At 47.4% G+C, this 16,541-nt stretch carries 20 protein-coding genes; 1 reads left to right on the top strand and 19 read right to left on the bottom strand.

Annotated elements, in window-relative coordinates:
- The first annotated feature begins 28 nt into the window (after positions 1–28).
- On the top strand, positions 29–391 hold the full coding sequence (locus HP548_RS31900) for a DUF423 domain-containing protein (RefSeq protein WP_076289959.1): 363 nt from the start codon (positions 29–31) through the stop codon (positions 389–391).
- A 69-nt stretch (positions 392–460) separates the two neighbouring features.
- Here the strand turns inward: HP548_RS31900 and HP548_RS31895 are convergent, their stop codons facing one another.
- From HP548_RS31895 to HP548_RS31810, 19 genes are all read right to left on the bottom strand, one after another.
- A complete protein-coding gene (locus tag HP548_RS31895) occupies positions 461–1,012 on the bottom strand; it encodes a histidine phosphatase family protein (RefSeq protein WP_175383920.1) in 552 nt (183 codons plus the stop codon).
- A gap of 32 nt (positions 1,013–1,044) precedes the next feature.
- Positions 1,045–1,869 (bottom strand): glutamate racemase, encoded by an 825-nt coding sequence (murI, locus tag HP548_RS31890; protein WP_175383919.1) that lies wholly within the window; start codon positions 1,867–1,869, stop codon positions 1,045–1,047.
- A gap of 202 nt (positions 1,870–2,071) precedes the next feature.
- Positions 2,072–2,458 (bottom strand): hypothetical protein, encoded by a 387-nt coding sequence (locus tag HP548_RS31885; RefSeq protein WP_175383918.1) that lies wholly within the window; start codon positions 2,456–2,458, stop codon positions 2,072–2,074.
- Positions 2,459–2,685: 227 nt separating this feature from the next.
- Positions 2,686–3,315 carry a GNAT family N-acetyltransferase gene (locus HP548_RS31880; RefSeq protein WP_175383917.1) on the bottom strand — a complete coding sequence of 210 codons (630 nt, stop codon included), beginning with the start codon at positions 3,313–3,315 and terminating at the stop codon, positions 2,686–2,688.
- Between the two features lie 299 nt (positions 3,316–3,614).
- On the bottom strand, positions 3,615–4,499 hold the full coding sequence (locus HP548_RS31875) for a serine/threonine-protein kinase (RefSeq protein ID WP_175383916.1): 885 nt from the start codon (positions 4,497–4,499) through the stop codon (positions 3,615–3,617).
- The gene (locus HP548_RS31870) at positions 4,496–5,080 is read right to left on the bottom strand and encodes a GNAT family N-acetyltransferase (protein ID WP_175383915.1); all 585 of its coding nucleotides are present in this window, start codon (positions 5,078–5,080) and stop codon (positions 4,496–4,498) included. The genes HP548_RS31875 and HP548_RS31870 overlap by 4 nt, the downstream gene beginning before the upstream one ends.
- Complete coding sequence (locus tag HP548_RS31865) at positions 5,077–5,658, bottom strand: DJ-1/PfpI family protein (protein ID WP_175383914.1); 582 nt, start codon at positions 5,656–5,658, stop codon at positions 5,077–5,079. The genes HP548_RS31870 and HP548_RS31865 overlap by 4 nt, the downstream gene beginning before the upstream one ends.
- A 20-nt stretch (positions 5,659–5,678) precedes the next feature.
- Positions 5,679–5,801: a hypothetical protein gene (locus tag HP548_RS33815; RefSeq protein WP_256336659.1), complete on the bottom strand. Its 123-nt coding sequence runs from the start codon at positions 5,799–5,801 to the stop codon at positions 5,679–5,681.
- A 40-nt stretch (positions 5,802–5,841) separates the two neighbouring features.
- The gene (locus tag HP548_RS31860) at positions 5,842–6,762 is read right to left on the bottom strand and encodes an SDR family oxidoreductase (RefSeq protein ID WP_175383913.1); all 921 of its coding nucleotides are present in this window, start codon (positions 6,760–6,762) and stop codon (positions 5,842–5,844) included.
- 61 nt (positions 6,763–6,823) lie between these two features.
- Complete coding sequence (locus HP548_RS31855) at positions 6,824–8,140, bottom strand: F390 synthetase-related protein (RefSeq protein WP_175383912.1); 1,317 nt, start codon at positions 8,138–8,140, stop codon at positions 6,824–6,826.
- Positions 8,137–8,997 carry an MBL fold metallo-hydrolase gene (locus HP548_RS31850; protein WP_175383911.1) on the bottom strand — a complete coding sequence of 287 codons (861 nt, stop codon included), beginning with the start codon at positions 8,995–8,997 and terminating at the stop codon, positions 8,137–8,139. Before HP548_RS31850 ends, HP548_RS31855 begins: the two co-directional genes overlap by 4 nt.
- Complete coding sequence (locus tag HP548_RS31845) at positions 8,991–9,986, bottom strand: NAD-dependent epimerase/dehydratase family protein (RefSeq protein ID WP_175383910.1); 996 nt, start codon at positions 9,984–9,986, stop codon at positions 8,991–8,993. Before HP548_RS31845 ends, HP548_RS31850 begins: the two co-directional genes overlap by 7 nt.
- Complete coding sequence (locus HP548_RS31840; protein WP_246318283.1) at positions 9,983–11,281, bottom strand: ATP-grasp domain-containing protein; 1,299 nt, start codon at positions 11,279–11,281, stop codon at positions 9,983–9,985. Before HP548_RS31840 ends, HP548_RS31845 begins: the two co-directional genes overlap by 4 nt.
- A complete protein-coding gene (locus HP548_RS31835; RefSeq protein ID WP_175383909.1) occupies positions 11,271–12,272 on the bottom strand; it encodes a beta-ketoacyl-ACP synthase III in 1,002 nt (333 codons plus the stop codon). Before HP548_RS31835 ends, HP548_RS31840 begins: the two co-directional genes overlap by 11 nt.
- Positions 12,273–12,529: 257 nt before the next feature.
- Positions 12,530–13,411 (bottom strand): TIGR01777 family oxidoreductase, encoded by an 882-nt coding sequence (locus HP548_RS31830; protein ID WP_175383908.1) that lies wholly within the window; start codon positions 13,409–13,411, stop codon positions 12,530–12,532.
- A gap of 81 nt (positions 13,412–13,492) precedes the next feature.
- Entirely contained in the window at positions 13,493–14,014 is a 522-nt protein-coding gene (locus tag HP548_RS31825; RefSeq protein WP_175383907.1) for a hypothetical protein, read from the bottom strand.
- A 40-nt stretch (positions 14,015–14,054) separates the two neighbouring features.
- Positions 14,055–14,612, bottom strand: a complete 558-nt coding sequence (locus tag HP548_RS31820) for a DJ-1/PfpI family protein (RefSeq protein WP_076289972.1) — start codon at positions 14,610–14,612, stop codon at positions 14,055–14,057.
- 555 nt (positions 14,613–15,167) lie between these two features.
- Positions 15,168–15,899, bottom strand: a complete 732-nt coding sequence (locus HP548_RS31815; protein ID WP_099854928.1) for a YdcF family protein — start codon at positions 15,897–15,899, stop codon at positions 15,168–15,170.
- Positions 15,900–15,950: 51 nt separating this feature from the next.
- Positions 15,951–16,502 (bottom strand): nucleotidyltransferase family protein, encoded by a 552-nt coding sequence (locus tag HP548_RS31810; protein WP_343054957.1) that lies wholly within the window; start codon positions 16,500–16,502, stop codon positions 15,951–15,953.
- Positions 16,503–16,541 lie beyond the last annotated feature (39 nt).

Below are 16,541 nucleotides of genomic sequence, written 5' to 3'. Positions count from 1 at the left end.
TAATACTATTAAAAGGAGAAAAGACCACATGCAGACCTTGATTATACTTGGAAGTATCATGATGTTTCTTGCTGTTGCCCTTGGAGCTTTCGGTGCACATGCGCTCAAACGCAGATTGTCTGCTGACATGATCAAAATATACGAGACTGGCGTTCAGTATCACCTTGTTCACGGAATCGGAATCATCCTGCTCGGACTGCTCGCTGATCGACTGGAGCAGCCATCTCTTGTGTTGCTGGCTGGATGGTTGCTATTCGCCGGCATCCTCTTGTTCTCAGGCAGTCTATATGTCCTAAGCGTAACTGGCGTTCGAAAACTGGGGGCGATCACACCCCTGGGCGGAGTAGCTTTCTTGGCCGGTTGGGTGATGTTATTAGTTGCCGCTTTGTAAAACCAACATCGTAAACTGAAAAGAGTGTTCTAGCCGATCTCAAAAATCGCTGGAGCACTCTCTTTATGTTTAACTTCGCCATATACGGCGAATGCTGTGTGTAACTTTATCCCCCTGCTGTTTTTCCAGGACATATACATCAGGATTAGATAGATTTTTCCACTCCTCGAATCCAAAGGATGCATTATGACTGCGGATGAGCAGAGATAACAGATTGCCGTGTGTAATCACAGCCCCGCTATGCTCCGGCCTGCTCCACAGCTCGTCCAGCACCTCAAGGCCCCGAGCTGTCGCCAAACGAGAAGATTCACCACCTTCTTCTGTCCAGTCTTCGTCCGTGTATGTACGTTCAAGCACATCCATCCAATTATCCAGATGAAGGGAACTAAGCACCCTTTCTTGAAGACGTTCATCCGTATGTATATGTTGCAGGACGGTTTTGCCCAGTGGGGCAGCGGTCTGAAGTGCCCTTTTCCACGGACTCGACAGAATGTATTGGATTGGGTGCTCCGCCAACATCTCAGCAAGTTCTTCGGCCTGATGAAGTCCTTCATCCGTAAGCTCGGCGTCTGGTTCTTGCCCTGTTGCTTTGGCATGACGAATGAGATAAATAGCCTGCATCGCCCCTCACCTCCTGTTGATTCAATTTACATTCAATACTTCTCCAGATATTGGAGTGCAATTCTCATATTCTTCTGGTCTTCCGAACGGCCAGATGAACTAAGAAAAGTAACCTTATCCTCTGTCCACACGCCCTTTTGTTCTGCCAACCCAAGAAGCTGCTTCAAGCGGTTAACTGTTCCCGTACTACCATCAATAATCTGAATATGATCTGGCAGAACCGTACGAAGAATCGAAGTGTAGAACGGATAATGCGTGCAGCCAAGTACAACTGTACCGTATAAGCTCAGATCAAGATCAGTCAGTTTGAGGCGGAAATATGCCGCAATCTTCTGTGGATCAAAATCCAACTGTTCACACCATTCCACTAGTTCTGGTAATGGAATGGAATCAACACTATGGTGATCATCCACACGGGATACCAATTCATGATATTTCGTTTGACTCAAAGTCAGGGCTGTAGCAAATACAAGCACTCTTTTGCCGGTTCTTCGATTCATTTCCACAGCTGGTTTCACAGCAGGCTCCATCCCGATAACTGGGATATCATACTTGGCACGCAAATCCTTTACGGTCAGACTGGTCGCTGTATTGCAGGCAATCACGATCGCTTGCACATTTTCCTGAACAATAGCCTCCACACAATTGAAGATATGTCCTCTAACCTCATCGGCGGACTTGGTCCCATAAGGAACATGCAATGTATCGGCATAATACAGAAACGCTTCTTCAGGGAATTGATGCAAAGCCTTATGCAAGACGGTTAAACCACCGATTCCCGAGTCAAAAAATGCAATTTTCTTCTTCAAGGGTTTCACCTCTATAACGTATTCTTTCAGGTTCCTGGAACCTCTCATTCCTGCTCATGATGACTGGGAGGTGAGTTATGTTATTCTGGGTCATCACAGACGTTAACGTTTGACGACCTGCAGTGATCGTTTCGGTTACGGATCGTTCTTTCGATCGCTGTTATCTCCAAATTTTCTTGAGCTTCTTCAGAATCGATTCCGTTCCCTCCACAACCTTCGCTGTAAGTCATGCACTAATGATGATGAGCCATTATTCTACCTTTATTTTATACTGTCTGAGCCAGTCTTTGCCACTTTGCCAGCGTTCCACGGGGTTACGCTCTCCGAGCAGCTCCGTACTTGCCTGAGCCATAAGCCATTCCTTAAGGCCATTATCTGCACTGGACTCCAGTTGCTGAATCAGAACGTTCAGTCCCTCTTCACCCGTATCCAGAATCTGTGCATACGCCTCTGTATTAGCAGCAATATAGTCACCTGGATTACTGCTGGTCAGAATCTCAGTTTCGTTCACGATTTGCTGAAGATTGCTATCAATTTTCCAGCTCACGTCATGACTTTCCGCCTGATTCGAGCATGCTACCAACATCCACACTGCACACGGCATCACCGTGCCGCTTGCAATACGTTTGCGAATCATGGAATCACTCCTGTCCCTGCTCAAACTTATGAACGGCACTCTCAATAAACTCGACAAAGCTATGATCATAATTATACTCATCCCGATAGATACGGATATGCGCTACAATGACTTATTGCAGGTTCTTTTGTACAAAATTCCTAATCATTGCTGCAATAACAACTTTTGATCCCAAGTTTCAACACAGCGGATTGATGTCCTTCATTTAACACAAATGATTGCATCTTTTATGACGAAGTCGTGATGTTGAAATCCACACCAAACTGGATTAGTCCCAGTTTCCGGGCAACAGTTTGTGAAGCTATATTATCCCATGATGTACTATAGATTGGAATGCGCCCGCTCTCTTTAACATAATACTGCCAGCACTTTACCGCCTCCGCTGCATAACCCTGTCCTCTGAAATTAGGCGCCGTATACAGACTAGCCTCAGCACCCTGTTGGGATACACGGGCCGAACAACATACAGCGACAGCCGAATCCTCCATAACATAAGCAATAACGGGCATTTTTTCATGCAGATGCTCTATTAAATTAGGAAAATGCTTTTCCAGCAGAAAAGTACGATGACTCTCTATAAGCTGAACATTCGGATGCCATTCGCCGCACTTCTCGGGAAATGCATAAGCCGGGCCCATCCATACACTCTTCACTGGCTTAAACGTCTCCACTCTCCGAATCAGCTTCGCAATATCGAGCGGAAGCTCAGTGTCACAGCCTAGCTCCTCAATCAGAGTGAGCGGCAACTGCTCATGATAATAAGAGCATTGCCCGACAGAAGTTATCCCTATAAATAAGGCTGGAGCCTGCCCACCATCCGGTTCGTTAATACTTAACAGACGCTTCTGATTGTCCATCGTATACAATGTATTTGCCTGAATTTTCATCATATCCATGGGTGAAAAGTTTGAAATGGGATCCATAACTACGGTATGAACCTCTGTAATAATGGTTCGCCTACACTTCTTTTTCGAGCGTCATGCTTCTTCAGAAAATCAGTTATTAATCCTGATATCGTATATTTGCACATTGGCTATACCCCCTCATTAATTTCCATTATACGGTATATCCCGTGCAGATACGAATCAAATGTGCACAATTGCGTATGAGTAATATATTTGAGGACTTTAAAATCTAGACAGTGATTCAATATCGTTTATTGATCCTGCAGCACGGCTTTTTTCCATGCTTCACCCAATTCAGCAACCGATGTATAACGACTTGCCCGCTCAGGGTCTACTGCTCGAATAACCACCTGGTACAACGCTTCTCCCGCATCCCATCTGGCATATGAACGATCCAACTCTCCACCCAGCAGGGAGAAAGCCATCGCTCCTAAGTTGAACACATTCGTGATTCCATCCATTGGTGCACCCAATTCAAATTCCTCAGGAGACATAAACCGGGATGATCCCCACATCCGTCCCATCGTATTCGTGAAAGAGCCCTTTCGATACAAATCAATATCACATATTTTCATCGTTTGTTTGTCAAAATCATAGATCAGACTACCATCGTAAAAATCGACAGCCACATATCCTCTCCGTTGCACTTCGATGTGAAAATCCAAAATACGCTCCATCGCCTGAATACGTGTCTTTACCGAAAGCTGTCTGAATCGATAATAAGGGGAACGAGGGTCCTCATACTTGGCTGGTGGTGGAAAATCCCAATGGGAATGCAGACATTCTCCTTCCACCCAATCGAATACACAGGCGTAGCCATGTTCCGTTGCAAAATGGTCTTTTAAATGAATCAATGTGTCATGTGTCAAATCTTCGTATATGGAAACGGATGATTTCAAATAATGAATCGCTTCGGCAGGTGCACTTATACTGTTCGCATGTATCGTGCACGCTCCAGCATATTTCACGAATATCCGCTTTCGGTCCAGACCCAGAATACCAAAGGACAAATTGCCGGAATCCTGCTGATCAAACACACGGAATACAGTACCCAGGCGCGCGATCCACTCGAATGAATGAGGTTCTTTTAACTCAAAAGGAATGCCGTCAAGTTCAAGCTGAACCGTGTCCGTCATAAGTCACCACCTGCTTCAACATGCTCATCGCTCATATTCAAACGACGCTCAGCATAAAAGTACGTCATATGCGCTTCATCGTAACCTTTTCCCTGAACGACCAGTGCATTGCGCTCAATGCCATAGGTTTCAAATCCATGCTGCTCATACAATCGCCTTGCTGACCCGTTTGTGGTAACCACACTGAGATTGATTTGCTCTATGCCTTCCAATTCCCTGCCCCGATCCAACACTTCGCGGAGCAAGCGGGAAGCAAGTCCACATCCACGATAAGACGGTGAGACATAAACTCCCCAGATGTATCCTTTGTGCCTCAGCTTTAGTCCATGTTCTCTTTTGAACCCCATCGTTCCTGCGAGGATGCCTTCTTCTGTATATGCACCCAGAATGTAATCATCAGCTTCATTATGTATACGTTCCTGCACTTCACTCATGGGAAGCTGAATGGACATTTCAAATGAAGCCCCGAAGGCTTCCGGATGTTTTTTCAGCGCTTCCAGCCGTAAAGGCCAATATTTCTCTGCCTCATCTCTGCGTAAATTGCGAAGGATGAACACGTTCTCCTTTTGACCTCCATTCATGCTTCAACCACTCCCTGCATGTCATAAGGATAATCGATCTGGAGCTTCACATTATCTGCAGCTTCCTGGCCTGCAAGCAAACCTACAACATAGACCCCAAGATCAATGGACGTCGCTACCCCGCCGGCTGTAATCACATTTCCGTCTTTCACAATCCGGGTTTGAATCACCTCGGCAACGTATGGCTCAAGCAGTTCATAGACATTGGGATGCGTTGTTGCTTTTTTACCTGTTAAAAACCCCGCTGCCCCCATCAGCAGAGAGCCTGTGCACACAGATACCTTCAGTGGAACATTCTCGGCCTGTCTCAGCCAGCCCACAAAAGCTTCATCGAATCGAAGCTTACGTGTTCCCATGCCACCAGGCACAAAAACGAGATCATATTCCGCCAAATTAGGCTTCACCCGGTCCACCTTCAACGTTAGGCCTGATTCGTCCGTAACCTGATCTGTCATCGCACATGTTTCCCACGTTGTGCCTTTGGTTTGTTCAAAGAAATTCAACCGATTGATCACATCATAAAATCCTGCAAAATCAAGGAAAGTCAAACCATCAAACAAAACAAAAGCGATTTTCATATGAAGCCCTCCAGTGTTTTTTATTTCGACGCATCCCGCTCCATGGCTTCCTTCACCCAATCACGTTCTGGTAGTTTACTGTTGATACGGAAGAGCAGGCCAACAATGGATAGCAGTAAAATAATGACGATGATTTCGAACATAGCTCTTTACCCCCAGCATATTAGTTGAGTGCATTTTGCCCTACTTCAGTCCACGCGCAATAATCCACTCCAGCCATTTCCAGGGAAGCAGCAGCTTGCCGATGATAAGCAAACGCGAACCTTTGCCCAGCGCATAACGAAGCCTTGGTGCACGCATCCGTGCAATGCGAGCAATCAGATCGGCCACTTCCTGCGGATCAGGTGCAGTATTCCCAGCATGCTGGGAATATCGAAGAACCGCATCCAGCTTATCTTTATATGGAGAATGTTCGCTCCTGTGAATTTCACCCAAACCTTTACTCCATATGGGTGTACGATAAGCACCCGGCTCTACGAGCACACCCCGGACGCCGAACGAAGACATCTCATGACGCAAACTTTCCGTGAAACCTTCCACGGCGAATTTGGATGCAGCATACGGCGCATAACCTGGAAAACCGGACAATCCACTGACGCTGGACAAGTTGATGATCAATCCCTGCTTTTGCTCACGCATGACTGGCAGGACCGCACGTGTAACGGCAATCAAGCCGAACAGATTCGTTTCCATTTGCCGACGCCAATCATCCATGGATACTTCCTCAATAAATCCGCCAAGTGCAAATCCTGCATTGTTCACCAGCATATCGATCCGCCCATAGTTTTGAAGTACCGTCTGAACAGCCTCCTGCACCGAATCAGCAACCGTTACATCCAGCCGAATAACCTGTAACCGATCCGAGATGCCCGCCTGCTCCGCCAGCCTTACCAATTCCGCATTCCGACTCAAATCTCGCATCGTTGCCACAACACGATATCCTTGTTTAGCCAGCGTAACCGCCGTAAGCATACCGAACCCACTCGATGTCCCGGTAATTAACGCAATAGGAGCGTTTGAGTCGAACTCTTCCGGTTTCCCCACGGTTGAACCTGTTTCGCCCTGTATATGATCGTCCTCTGTCTGTATCTTCTGTTCTGTCATCTGCTTCACCTCTTCCCTCGATGGATTTTCCTTCGTTAAGACTATCATCAAAACGCTTCACTCAAGTGTGCTGTCTCTCCACTCGGCGCAGCTTCGTTATTCCCGGTTCAAACGTATAAGGAACGAATCCGATCTCGGGTACCGTGCATTCCAGCCGCTCTCCCAGCTTCGTCATCTCCCGCTTCACATTGGCTTCCACCTGCTGCATCCCTTTTCCTCCTCCAAGCCGAAGTGATACTTCCAACACCCCGTTACCTCGCTGTACGACCCGATAATGCTCAATAGCCGGAGAGGCTGCAATCACTGCACGCGTAACAAAATCCGGAAATACAGGTACGGCTTCGCCCGTTTGTCGATGTGGAAAATAAAGCGTGTCATCACACCGGCCTTCGATCCGCTCAATGGCAGTGAACGAAGACCCACAGGCACAAGGAACCGCTGCCTCGGTCAGAATGTCGTTCAGCCGATACCGGATAATCGGCTGTGAGGTTCTGGAGAAGTCCGTGATCACAGGCACGAACCTCCGGGTCGTGGGATCAATGAACTCTTTTTCAATATGAACGATATCTTCATTCAAATGCAAAGTGCCGAAGCGGCAGGTTGCGCCCAGAAATCCCTCAGTACACTGGTACACCTGATGAATGGTTTGCCCAAAAACACTCTCCAGCACCTTGCGATCCAGCGGGTCCAGCACTTCAGCAACCGAAATGATTTTGTCCGGTACAGTGGTCAATGTGCCTGACGTATAAGCGTCAGCCAACATTCTCAGCATGGAGGGCGGCGCTACCCATATGGTGGGTCGGTATGTTTCCATACGTTCAACCAAGGTATCGACACGCTCCAGCAGATCAAAATATTGAAATTGCAGCTTACCCCGCTGCACGGATTCATACAGATTACTGTTGGCTCGCAGGAAAAAGGCGATCTTGGCCGGCTTCCACAGTCCGCCAGGCAGGAGCTTGGCCAGCACAGTCCCTGTCCAAGCATCCTGCTCCTGATCACTCACCAGAAACAGCCCCCGGTTGCCTGATGTCCCTGAGGACAAGCCTACCGTCACTCCCTGAACCGATGGCTTGAAATCACGCGTTTCCTCGCTCTCCCCGGCGAGAGCCATCGCCTCGTCCTTGGAAATGCCCACTGTGTTGAGCCGATCGAAATGCTGCATCATGATCGTTTTGTCAATTAGCGGAAAGCTTCTCCAGTTGGATGCAGCAACATCACCCCACCACTCCCGGTAAAAAGATGACTTTTTACGAACCCGCTCCACTTGCTGAATGATCTGGCGTTCCTGCCAGCGTTCAAGCTGCGCTCGTGTTTTCCATTTTCTCAATCCCCTTGCAAGTGCATAATGATAGACAATCCGCAGTGTACTGCTCATATGTGCTCACCCTCTGTACCCCAAGCATTCAACGCTTCACGGCAATGACTAGGCACAATCCGAATCGCTGGAAACTGCTGATACAACTGAACGAGTCTGTCAAAGTTTCTTCGATACGCCTGACGATCCGACATAATAATTCCAGCGAGTTTGTGAGGTCTGCGTTGTTCCTGAAAAGCACGACTCGACCACACCGCGTCCGCACACAGAAAATAGTCATGCGACTCCGTACTAAGCAAAATTCCCATCATGCCTTCCGCATGACCCGATACGTCAACACCCAGCAGACTGCCATCACCGAAAATATCGTATACCTCGGGAAAAGGAAAATCCTCACCCGCTCTCACCCATCGCTCCGGCTGCTTCGTAACAGGCAATGATCGGGCATCAAAGTCCTCTGGCAGCAGGCCGGGCAGAAAGCCTGCCTTTACAGCCGCAATGGGTCCAAGTGAACGCACGGCGTCATAGGCTCTTGGCAGATAGATCAATTGCGCCTGTGGGAAATCCCGCACACCTGCAATATGATCCCCATGAAAGTGCGAGAGGATGATGTACCGAATATCCGATGCTTTCAGCCCTAAACGAGCCAGAAAATGTACCGCACTGTCTTCTTCACGATAGACCACAGGTGTAATATGACGGTACAGCGCGTTTGGCAAATGAGCGGTTTCCTTGAAAAAACGGGAGCTATATCCCGTGTCCAACAGAATCGGACCATGTACAGGATGAATGATACACGCAAAGCCGGCCGGAAAGGCCACCGGACGCAAACTTCCACCACGCATCGTCAGAAACTCCGGATGTGTACAGTAACCTGCTGCGCCCAGATGAAGCTTTACCGAAGTTGTTGTCAGCATGATTCAGCCCTCCACCAGTTAGCAAATTGTTGTAACCCCTCATCAATGGTCAACCGAGGTACATACCCCAGCTTCTTACGGGCATCCGTAATATCCAGCGTCTGCGGGATAGATAACGAACCAACCGTATAACGCGTCAATTGAGGTTCACCTAACGCAGGAATCAAGCGATGTACACGTTCCAGCACGGAGGCTGCTCCGTATGCTGCTCTGTAGGGAATGTTTCGACGGCGTAAAGGCATTTCCAGCATTCCAAATAACTTTCTCACCAAATCCTGGAACGGTCTCGGATCTCCATTGGAAATATTGTAGGCACGACCCAGCGCTTCTGTCTTGGCATCCCTGCATAACAACAGCGCATCCACCACGTTATCCACACAAGTCAGATCAATGAGTGCCTGTCCGCCTCCGATCATAGGTACACCCGATTTGCCATTTGCTGCTACGATTCTGGGAAAAAGGGTCTGGTCATACGGGCCAAAAATAGCTCTCGGACGAATCATGATCGATGGAAGTCCCTTGGCATGAGCCTGTAAAACCACCTGCTCAGCGAGCCGCTTGGTGGCTGCATAATGATTAGCTGGTTTGGATGGCAAGGGGTCATTCTCATGTATGTCATATCGCGGACTGTAGTTAAAATATAAGCTCGGCGTTGATACATGAATGAAGCGCTGTATGCCACCTTTCATACAACGGTCCACCAAATGCTGTGTCCCCTCCACATTGCTGCTGTAAAAATCCCGATATTTGCCCCATGGCGACGATAACGCCGCACAGTGAAACACAACATCCTGACCCGAACAGGCCTCAATCACCGCCGCCTGATCCCGTATATCTCCGTTATAAAATCGAATGCCTGCTGCCTCAAGCTGTGCACCGTGCTTTAGCTGGCGCCCCATCCCCGTAACTTCCCAGCCTTGCTCTGCAAGCCGTATCGCCAGATGCCTGCCCAGACATCCGGTTGCTCCTGTAACCAAAGCTCTATTCATCGTTGTTCACCGTTCCATTCTATGTCGTGAGTCAAAGCTTCAGTCAGCGAAAACTTATGTTTCCTTGCCAGACGCCAGGCGGAGAGTACAATTGCAAATTGCTCAAACAAAGGTTTCATATCGAGTCTCAGATACACCACATCTCTCGTTCCCCGCCAGGCTGTCATCCATGTCCGCAGGCTGCCCTTCCCCCAGAGCTGCTGCAATCCACTTCCCAACATCGGAAGCATCAACATCGCTTTGCTTCCTTGCTTGGGGATGATCACCTTTGCTGCTTTCACCAGTTCTTCTGGTGCAATTAAAGCACGTACCAAGCCATCACCAGGGTGAAACAAATGGATTCCACTGGTCGCCCTCGGATTACACTCAATAGCATACACTTGTCCGTCCTCTGTTTCGATAAAATCAAAACCAATCTGCCCGCTAAGCCCTGTCGCCTGTACAAATTGCCTTACCCACTCGTAAATTCCTTCATGCTCCACATGTTCAAAAAAAACACTCGCCCCTACGCTACCCGTTCGATAGCGACTGTCGTAGGTCGTATGAGCAACGATTTTCCCTTCATAAGCTACGCTGTATGTACATAACATTTGCCCGGCAACATAAGCCTGTGCAACCCAAGGGGAAGCCGAGGATATTTCCGTGTCACCAGGAGGATCATTCCGCAAACGGTGCTGCTTCATTTTACCTGCGTATATCTTCTGATCAGGTGCGTCTCCATCAAAGTCTGTTGTGGAGGATATCGGCGGCATACGAACTCTGGCAGCAAAACGGGAGTATACGGGCTTCCATACCCATTCCCCCTCTATTTCTAGAACAGCCTGCGCTTCCCTCCACTCCTGCCGACTGTTGATCAGACGGGTATCTGGAACCGAAAGACCAAGCGACTTTGCAAGCTGGATAAAGTGATATTTATGATGCAAATCATGCAGCTGCTCTATAGGCGAAACAAGTACACGGCAGTGATCACGCAGTCGCTCTGCTCCTTGAGCAATATAAAAAACTTCTTCACACATTGGAATCAACAAGTCGATCTGCCAGGTTTGAACCAGACTCTCCATCTCTAACAAGTAATTCTCTGTTTCATGACGTGGAGATGGAACCATGAAGCACTGCTCCACCGCACTCGACAATCTGCACAAATGATGCACCATGCTCTCCGCGACGTAAACCCGGTGACCTGCACGATGAAACATTCGCGCCAAATCGAGGGTTACCGGAGCCCGGCCGCCCGTGAGCAGCACATTTAAGGACGTAGATGCTTGATGTTCATTCTTCATGAATCTAGTAGTCAAAAATAAGTCCTCCCAGTGATAATCCGGCGGCTGTTCCGATCATTAGCACCCGATCTCCCCTCTGAATGCGCTGCTGCTTGATCGCTTCATGCAGACCCATCGGAATGGAAGCGGCAATGGTATTGCCATGATTTCGTGTAATGTCCATAAAACGTTCCTCTTCGATTCCTAGCTTCTTGCGGATCAGCCTCATCGCCATGGCACTTCCCTGATGCGGAATTACCAATTGGAAATCCTTCATCTGATTACCGGTTGCTTGCAACATATCGTCAATAAATGCTGGCAGCAACCTGGAAGCCATACGGAAGATGGCCTGTCCATCCATATGAAAAAGATAGGGCTCCGGCTGCTCTGCCACATAATTTGAGGCATGCAGACGAGTGCCCCCACCAGCAATTTCTGATAACCGCGCGCCGCGGCTGTATGTTTTCAGCGAGGCGTGCACAATCTGCGAAGACTCTCCTTCAGCAGAGCGTTCAATAATCACAGCAGCAGCTCCATCACCGAACAGGGCAGCACTTTCCTTGTTCGACCAATTCAACCCCTTTGAAGCGATCTCCGTAGCTACAAGCAGCACCCTTTTATAACGCCCGGCATCCACCATATAGGAGATAACATCCAACCCGTTCAGGAAACTTAAGCAGGTCGCATCGATGTCAAAAGCCGGTACACCTGAATCCTGCTGTCCCATCGCCTGCTGAATGAATACCGCCGTACTGGGTAAAGGTTGTTCCTTCGTACCGCTCGTGCATACCAGACAGTCTATATCTGCGAACGTCAATCCCGCATCGGCAAGTGCGGCTTCGGCAGCCCTCGCTCCCATGAAGGAAGAGGTCTCTACACCCGAAGCGTAATGGCGAACACCTACACCTGTTGCTTTGCTGACCCAGCCCGCAGGCACCTGCAAACGGCGATTTAACTCCTCGTCGGTTACTTCCTGTTCAGGCAAATACTTGCCTGTTCCAACAATTCTCACTCTTCTAAGCTGCATATGACCTACCTCTTTCTCTTCTTCTGACTGACGATATAAGTTCAACTAATAAATATTTACACTAACACTCCGATGACAGAACAACCTTTCACTCGCTGTTATCGTGTAGATGTTTAGCAGATATATCTAATTGAATTTACACTTCACTCCGCCTGGCTAAACGCCATGACGAAGTGAAGAAAATACAGCAGAAGGGCAGATATCTCTGCCCTCCCGTTGTGTTATCTTTTTTTATTCAGTCATGTTGATTCATTTCCTTACTTCAAGATCTCGGCCAGTGCAAGATCGAGCGTATCATATCTGAATGTAAATCCTTCTCTTTCCAGCCTCTCGGGAATAACCCAACGGCTTTTGAGAACCAGTTCCGTTTCGGTCCGAATGAATCGCGCTCCCAGTCCTAACATCCAGCGAGGCGAAGGAAGTCCAATCCGAACTCCCATCTGCCGCCGCAGACTCTCCATAAGCTGGCGGTTCGTGACAGGATGCGGAGAGGAAGCATTAAATACACCCTCCAGTTGCGGATGCTGCTGAACATAGATAACCATGCGGAACAAATCCTCTATATGGATCCAGCTAAACTGCTGGGTTCCAGGTCCTTGTGATCCACCCAGCCCAAAGCGGACCAGATTGGTCAGTGGCTCCATGACGCCACCTTCTCCAAGCACAATGGCAATCCGTAATGCAATCTGACGTGTAGACGGCAGACTGAATTCAAAAAAAGCCTTTTCCCACGCCTTGGCGACATCCACCGAGAATCCAGAGCCAATCTCGCCCTCTTTCTCCGTCATGGGACGATCTTCTGCATGTCTGTATATGGTGGCTGTGCTTGAATTAATCCATAGTTCAGGAGGATTGCTACAAGCCAGAACAGACTCGCCCAAAATGCGGGTTGTGCGTGTTCTGGATTCCAAAATGATTTTGCGGTTCTCATCCGTGTAACGGCAGTTTACGGATTTTCCAGCCAGGTTAATCAGCAATTCTGCACCTTCAAGTGCCTGTATAATTCCAGCCTGGTTCTCCCAGGCAATATGACCGGGCTGGCGTGAGATAATAAACACCTCATAACCAAGCTTCTTGAATCTTTGGGCAAAATCCTGACCTACAAACCCTGTTCCACCCGCCAACACAACCTTTTTCACGGTATCCCCTCATTTCCCCATACTGGGTAAAGCAAGTACGCTATATAGGACTAACACCATCTGCGACCGTTTTGTTTGATTTTAATTTGCGCCCAATGCTGCGTATAAACGATTGCGTTCTTCAATCGCCCATGCGTTCGTTGAATTTTGCTCCAACTGATACATAAGCTCATCATGGAAATCATGAATCATGAACCCTTCAGGCAAATTCCCCAGCATGGCTGTAAAATTGTATTCAGGCAGTTTTCTTTGTCCTTTACCGATCTGCTTCAACCATTCCATCCATTCGGCAAGCGTCAGCACTTCTGCCTGCCATAGTTCGGCCTGTAATCCAAGTGCATCCTGAAGCTGCTCATAAGCAGATGGCTCGTAGAAGGGACGACAAGCTTGCACAGCCAGCTCATACAACTCGATAACTGCGCGCCGTACCTCATGCTCAAGCTCGATTTCCAACCCTTCCATGAAGTCCTGAACTTGAATTGTCAGCCCGTCATCGTATAGTAATGGTGCGTGTGCCAACAGACGTACAATCTCTTCCATGTCGTGCGCTGAAACTTTCTTTTGCTCATAGAGAGCAGGTAACATATATGCTGTAATGATCATTCACTCCTACATCGTTCTTCTATTAATGACATATATTATATCATGATTTGGCATTGAAATATTTGAACACTTGAATCGTTTCTTCCAGATCTTCAGGACCTGAATAGATATTCATAACTTTACCGATTTCGATTCCAAAATCCACATAAGCACTCGCCTTGGCTGTAATGATATGTCCATCAACAACAACACCTTCATTCACATATTCCCCTTGGGCCGTGACTGCTCTCATCTCGGATTCAGCATTAGTGGTAAATGCTCTGCTCTCCAATACTTGCGCTTGACCGAACAATAATGTTCCTGCACAGATGGCTGCAATGGGCGTCTTGCGCTCATTAAGTAATTTGATGAAGTTCAGCAACTCCGGACGTTGCAGCATCGCCTCAACATCTCCTCCGGGAATTATGAAAAGGTCCACTTGGGACGGATCAATCTCATTTAATAGAACAGAGGGATTAACTGAAAATTCCTCATATGACTGTAACGGTCCCTTTTCCAACGCCACCGTTATGATGTCTCCTTGCGTTTTCATAAAATAGCTGGCTAACATAATCTCAAATGATACGTATCCTTCAAATAATAATATGTATGTTTTCAAATCAGCTGCCCCCCTTCTTTTTATCCTTCTACCCTCGATACATATCAGTCCGCAAAAGTTTTAAAGCATACTGATGTTATTTCTGATCAGATGATCATGGGCCATTCTCAAAAATTAGTTGTGGGCATCATTTGAATCCCGCAGCTGGATAAAATGCTTTTTAATCCCGCTCTTCTATTTCACATAAAATGATCTTGATTAGTAACTAATGCATCCTCTCATGTTTATCCCTATTTATGTTTCAATTTTCCAACTACCTCATTGTACAAGATTCTTTCAATTGATGGCGTGTTCCAACAAAAAACAGCCTATGTGAATGAAAACGAGGCAACTCTCCTATGAAGATAGCAACATTCAGAAACTAATTACCATCCTGAGAACCAATGAACCACATGAAATAGCTATGACTCTCAATGTGATCACTGAAATTTTCAAAACGTACGATAAGAAATAACAAAAAAGGCAACGTTCACTCGATTAGGAGTTGATCGTTGCCTTTTTTTGGATCTGATATCTTGAAGTTTGTAATCCATTACTGAATTCGCGCATTATCCATTAAATAAATGCTTTAACCGATGCAAAATACTCCCGTATCATATTGATCGGTTTCAAATAACCCGGTGAAGGAGCGGAGATGCCGTATTCGGCAGCGTAACCGTTCTTAGCGGCCAGGTACTTGGATCTGAACATATGATAATCACTTGTGACAATCATGATCTTGGGATGCTCCAGCCCGGATGCATCAATGATTTTTTTGGAAAAAGCCATATTCTCCTGAGTGCTCGTCGATCGATCTTCCATAATGACTTGTGTGGGGCTGATCCCCTGATCAACAAGGTAGTTTTTCATGGCGAGTGCTTCAGGAATGGATTCCCCCGGCCCCTGACCGCCGGATACAATCACAGGCGTCTGAGGATGACTGCGGATATAGTCCAGACTGGCATCCAGCCTTTGTTTCAAAGTCAATGACAGTTCCGTTCCTTTGATGCCCGACCCGAGAATAATGACATAGTCCGCTTCTTCCGGATCATTCGCGTTAAGCTGAGTAAACACAAGGGCTTCAATAATAACAAATGAAACTGCAGCAATCCCGAAGCCAGTAAGCAGAATGCGTTTCAACAGGATATGCTTTTGATAATCAATTCGCCTTAACACGATAAAGGCTACAGTGATCATGCCAAAAAACTTCACCGCGAAGTTCCAGCCCCAGAAAACAAGGAAGAACACAAAACATGCAATGAAAATAAGATCAAGGATCAGGCCTTTTTCTCGTATAAACTTTTTCATAAATCCAGTAACACTCCTTCTCGGACCTTCACTACCGTCACATGCCTTGATTCAGGATTTTATGATCGTGAGCTGGGACCACTGCTGTTGCCAGCATTTCTTCTCAACACGATGATTATAGTAGCCTGCATCCGAGAAAAACGGACTTTGGCGTACGATTAACGCATACAGATCCTCCAGCCCATGTGGGGCACAGATACGCACCTGACCCTGTTCATCTAACCGCACACCTATGGCTGTGACGATTTCTGGCCAATATCGAAGGGCATCTTCTGTGGATTGATAGGGCTCGTTTCCATTGCGCAGATGCATCCTAGCCTGATTTTTCACCGACCATTTGGAATTGCCTGTCTGATCGCGAAGCATTTGTTCCAGCAGCAGGTCACGCTTCTCACGCATGTCTTCCGTATCGTAGTAAACCACATCAATATCGCTGTGTAGTTCGCGAAGAGGATAGCCATGAAGCACATCCCAGATATAATTGCGAATATACCCCGCACCTATGTAACACTGAGGCAGATCAAGACTGCGAACCCGCCTCAGGTCATGCATTAATTGGTCATGCTCCGTAATCGCCTGAATCAACTTTTCCTCATGCAGCATATAACGTCTCTCCCCGTCACTCTGTCCATTTCATTATAG

The organism is Paenibacillus taichungensis (assembly GCF_013359905.1).
Lineage (GTDB): Bacteria > Bacillota > Bacilli > Paenibacillales > Paenibacillaceae > Paenibacillus > Paenibacillus taichungensis.
Note: the sequence above shows the minus strand (reverse complement) of the source record. Positions and strands in the feature narration are given on the sequence as shown.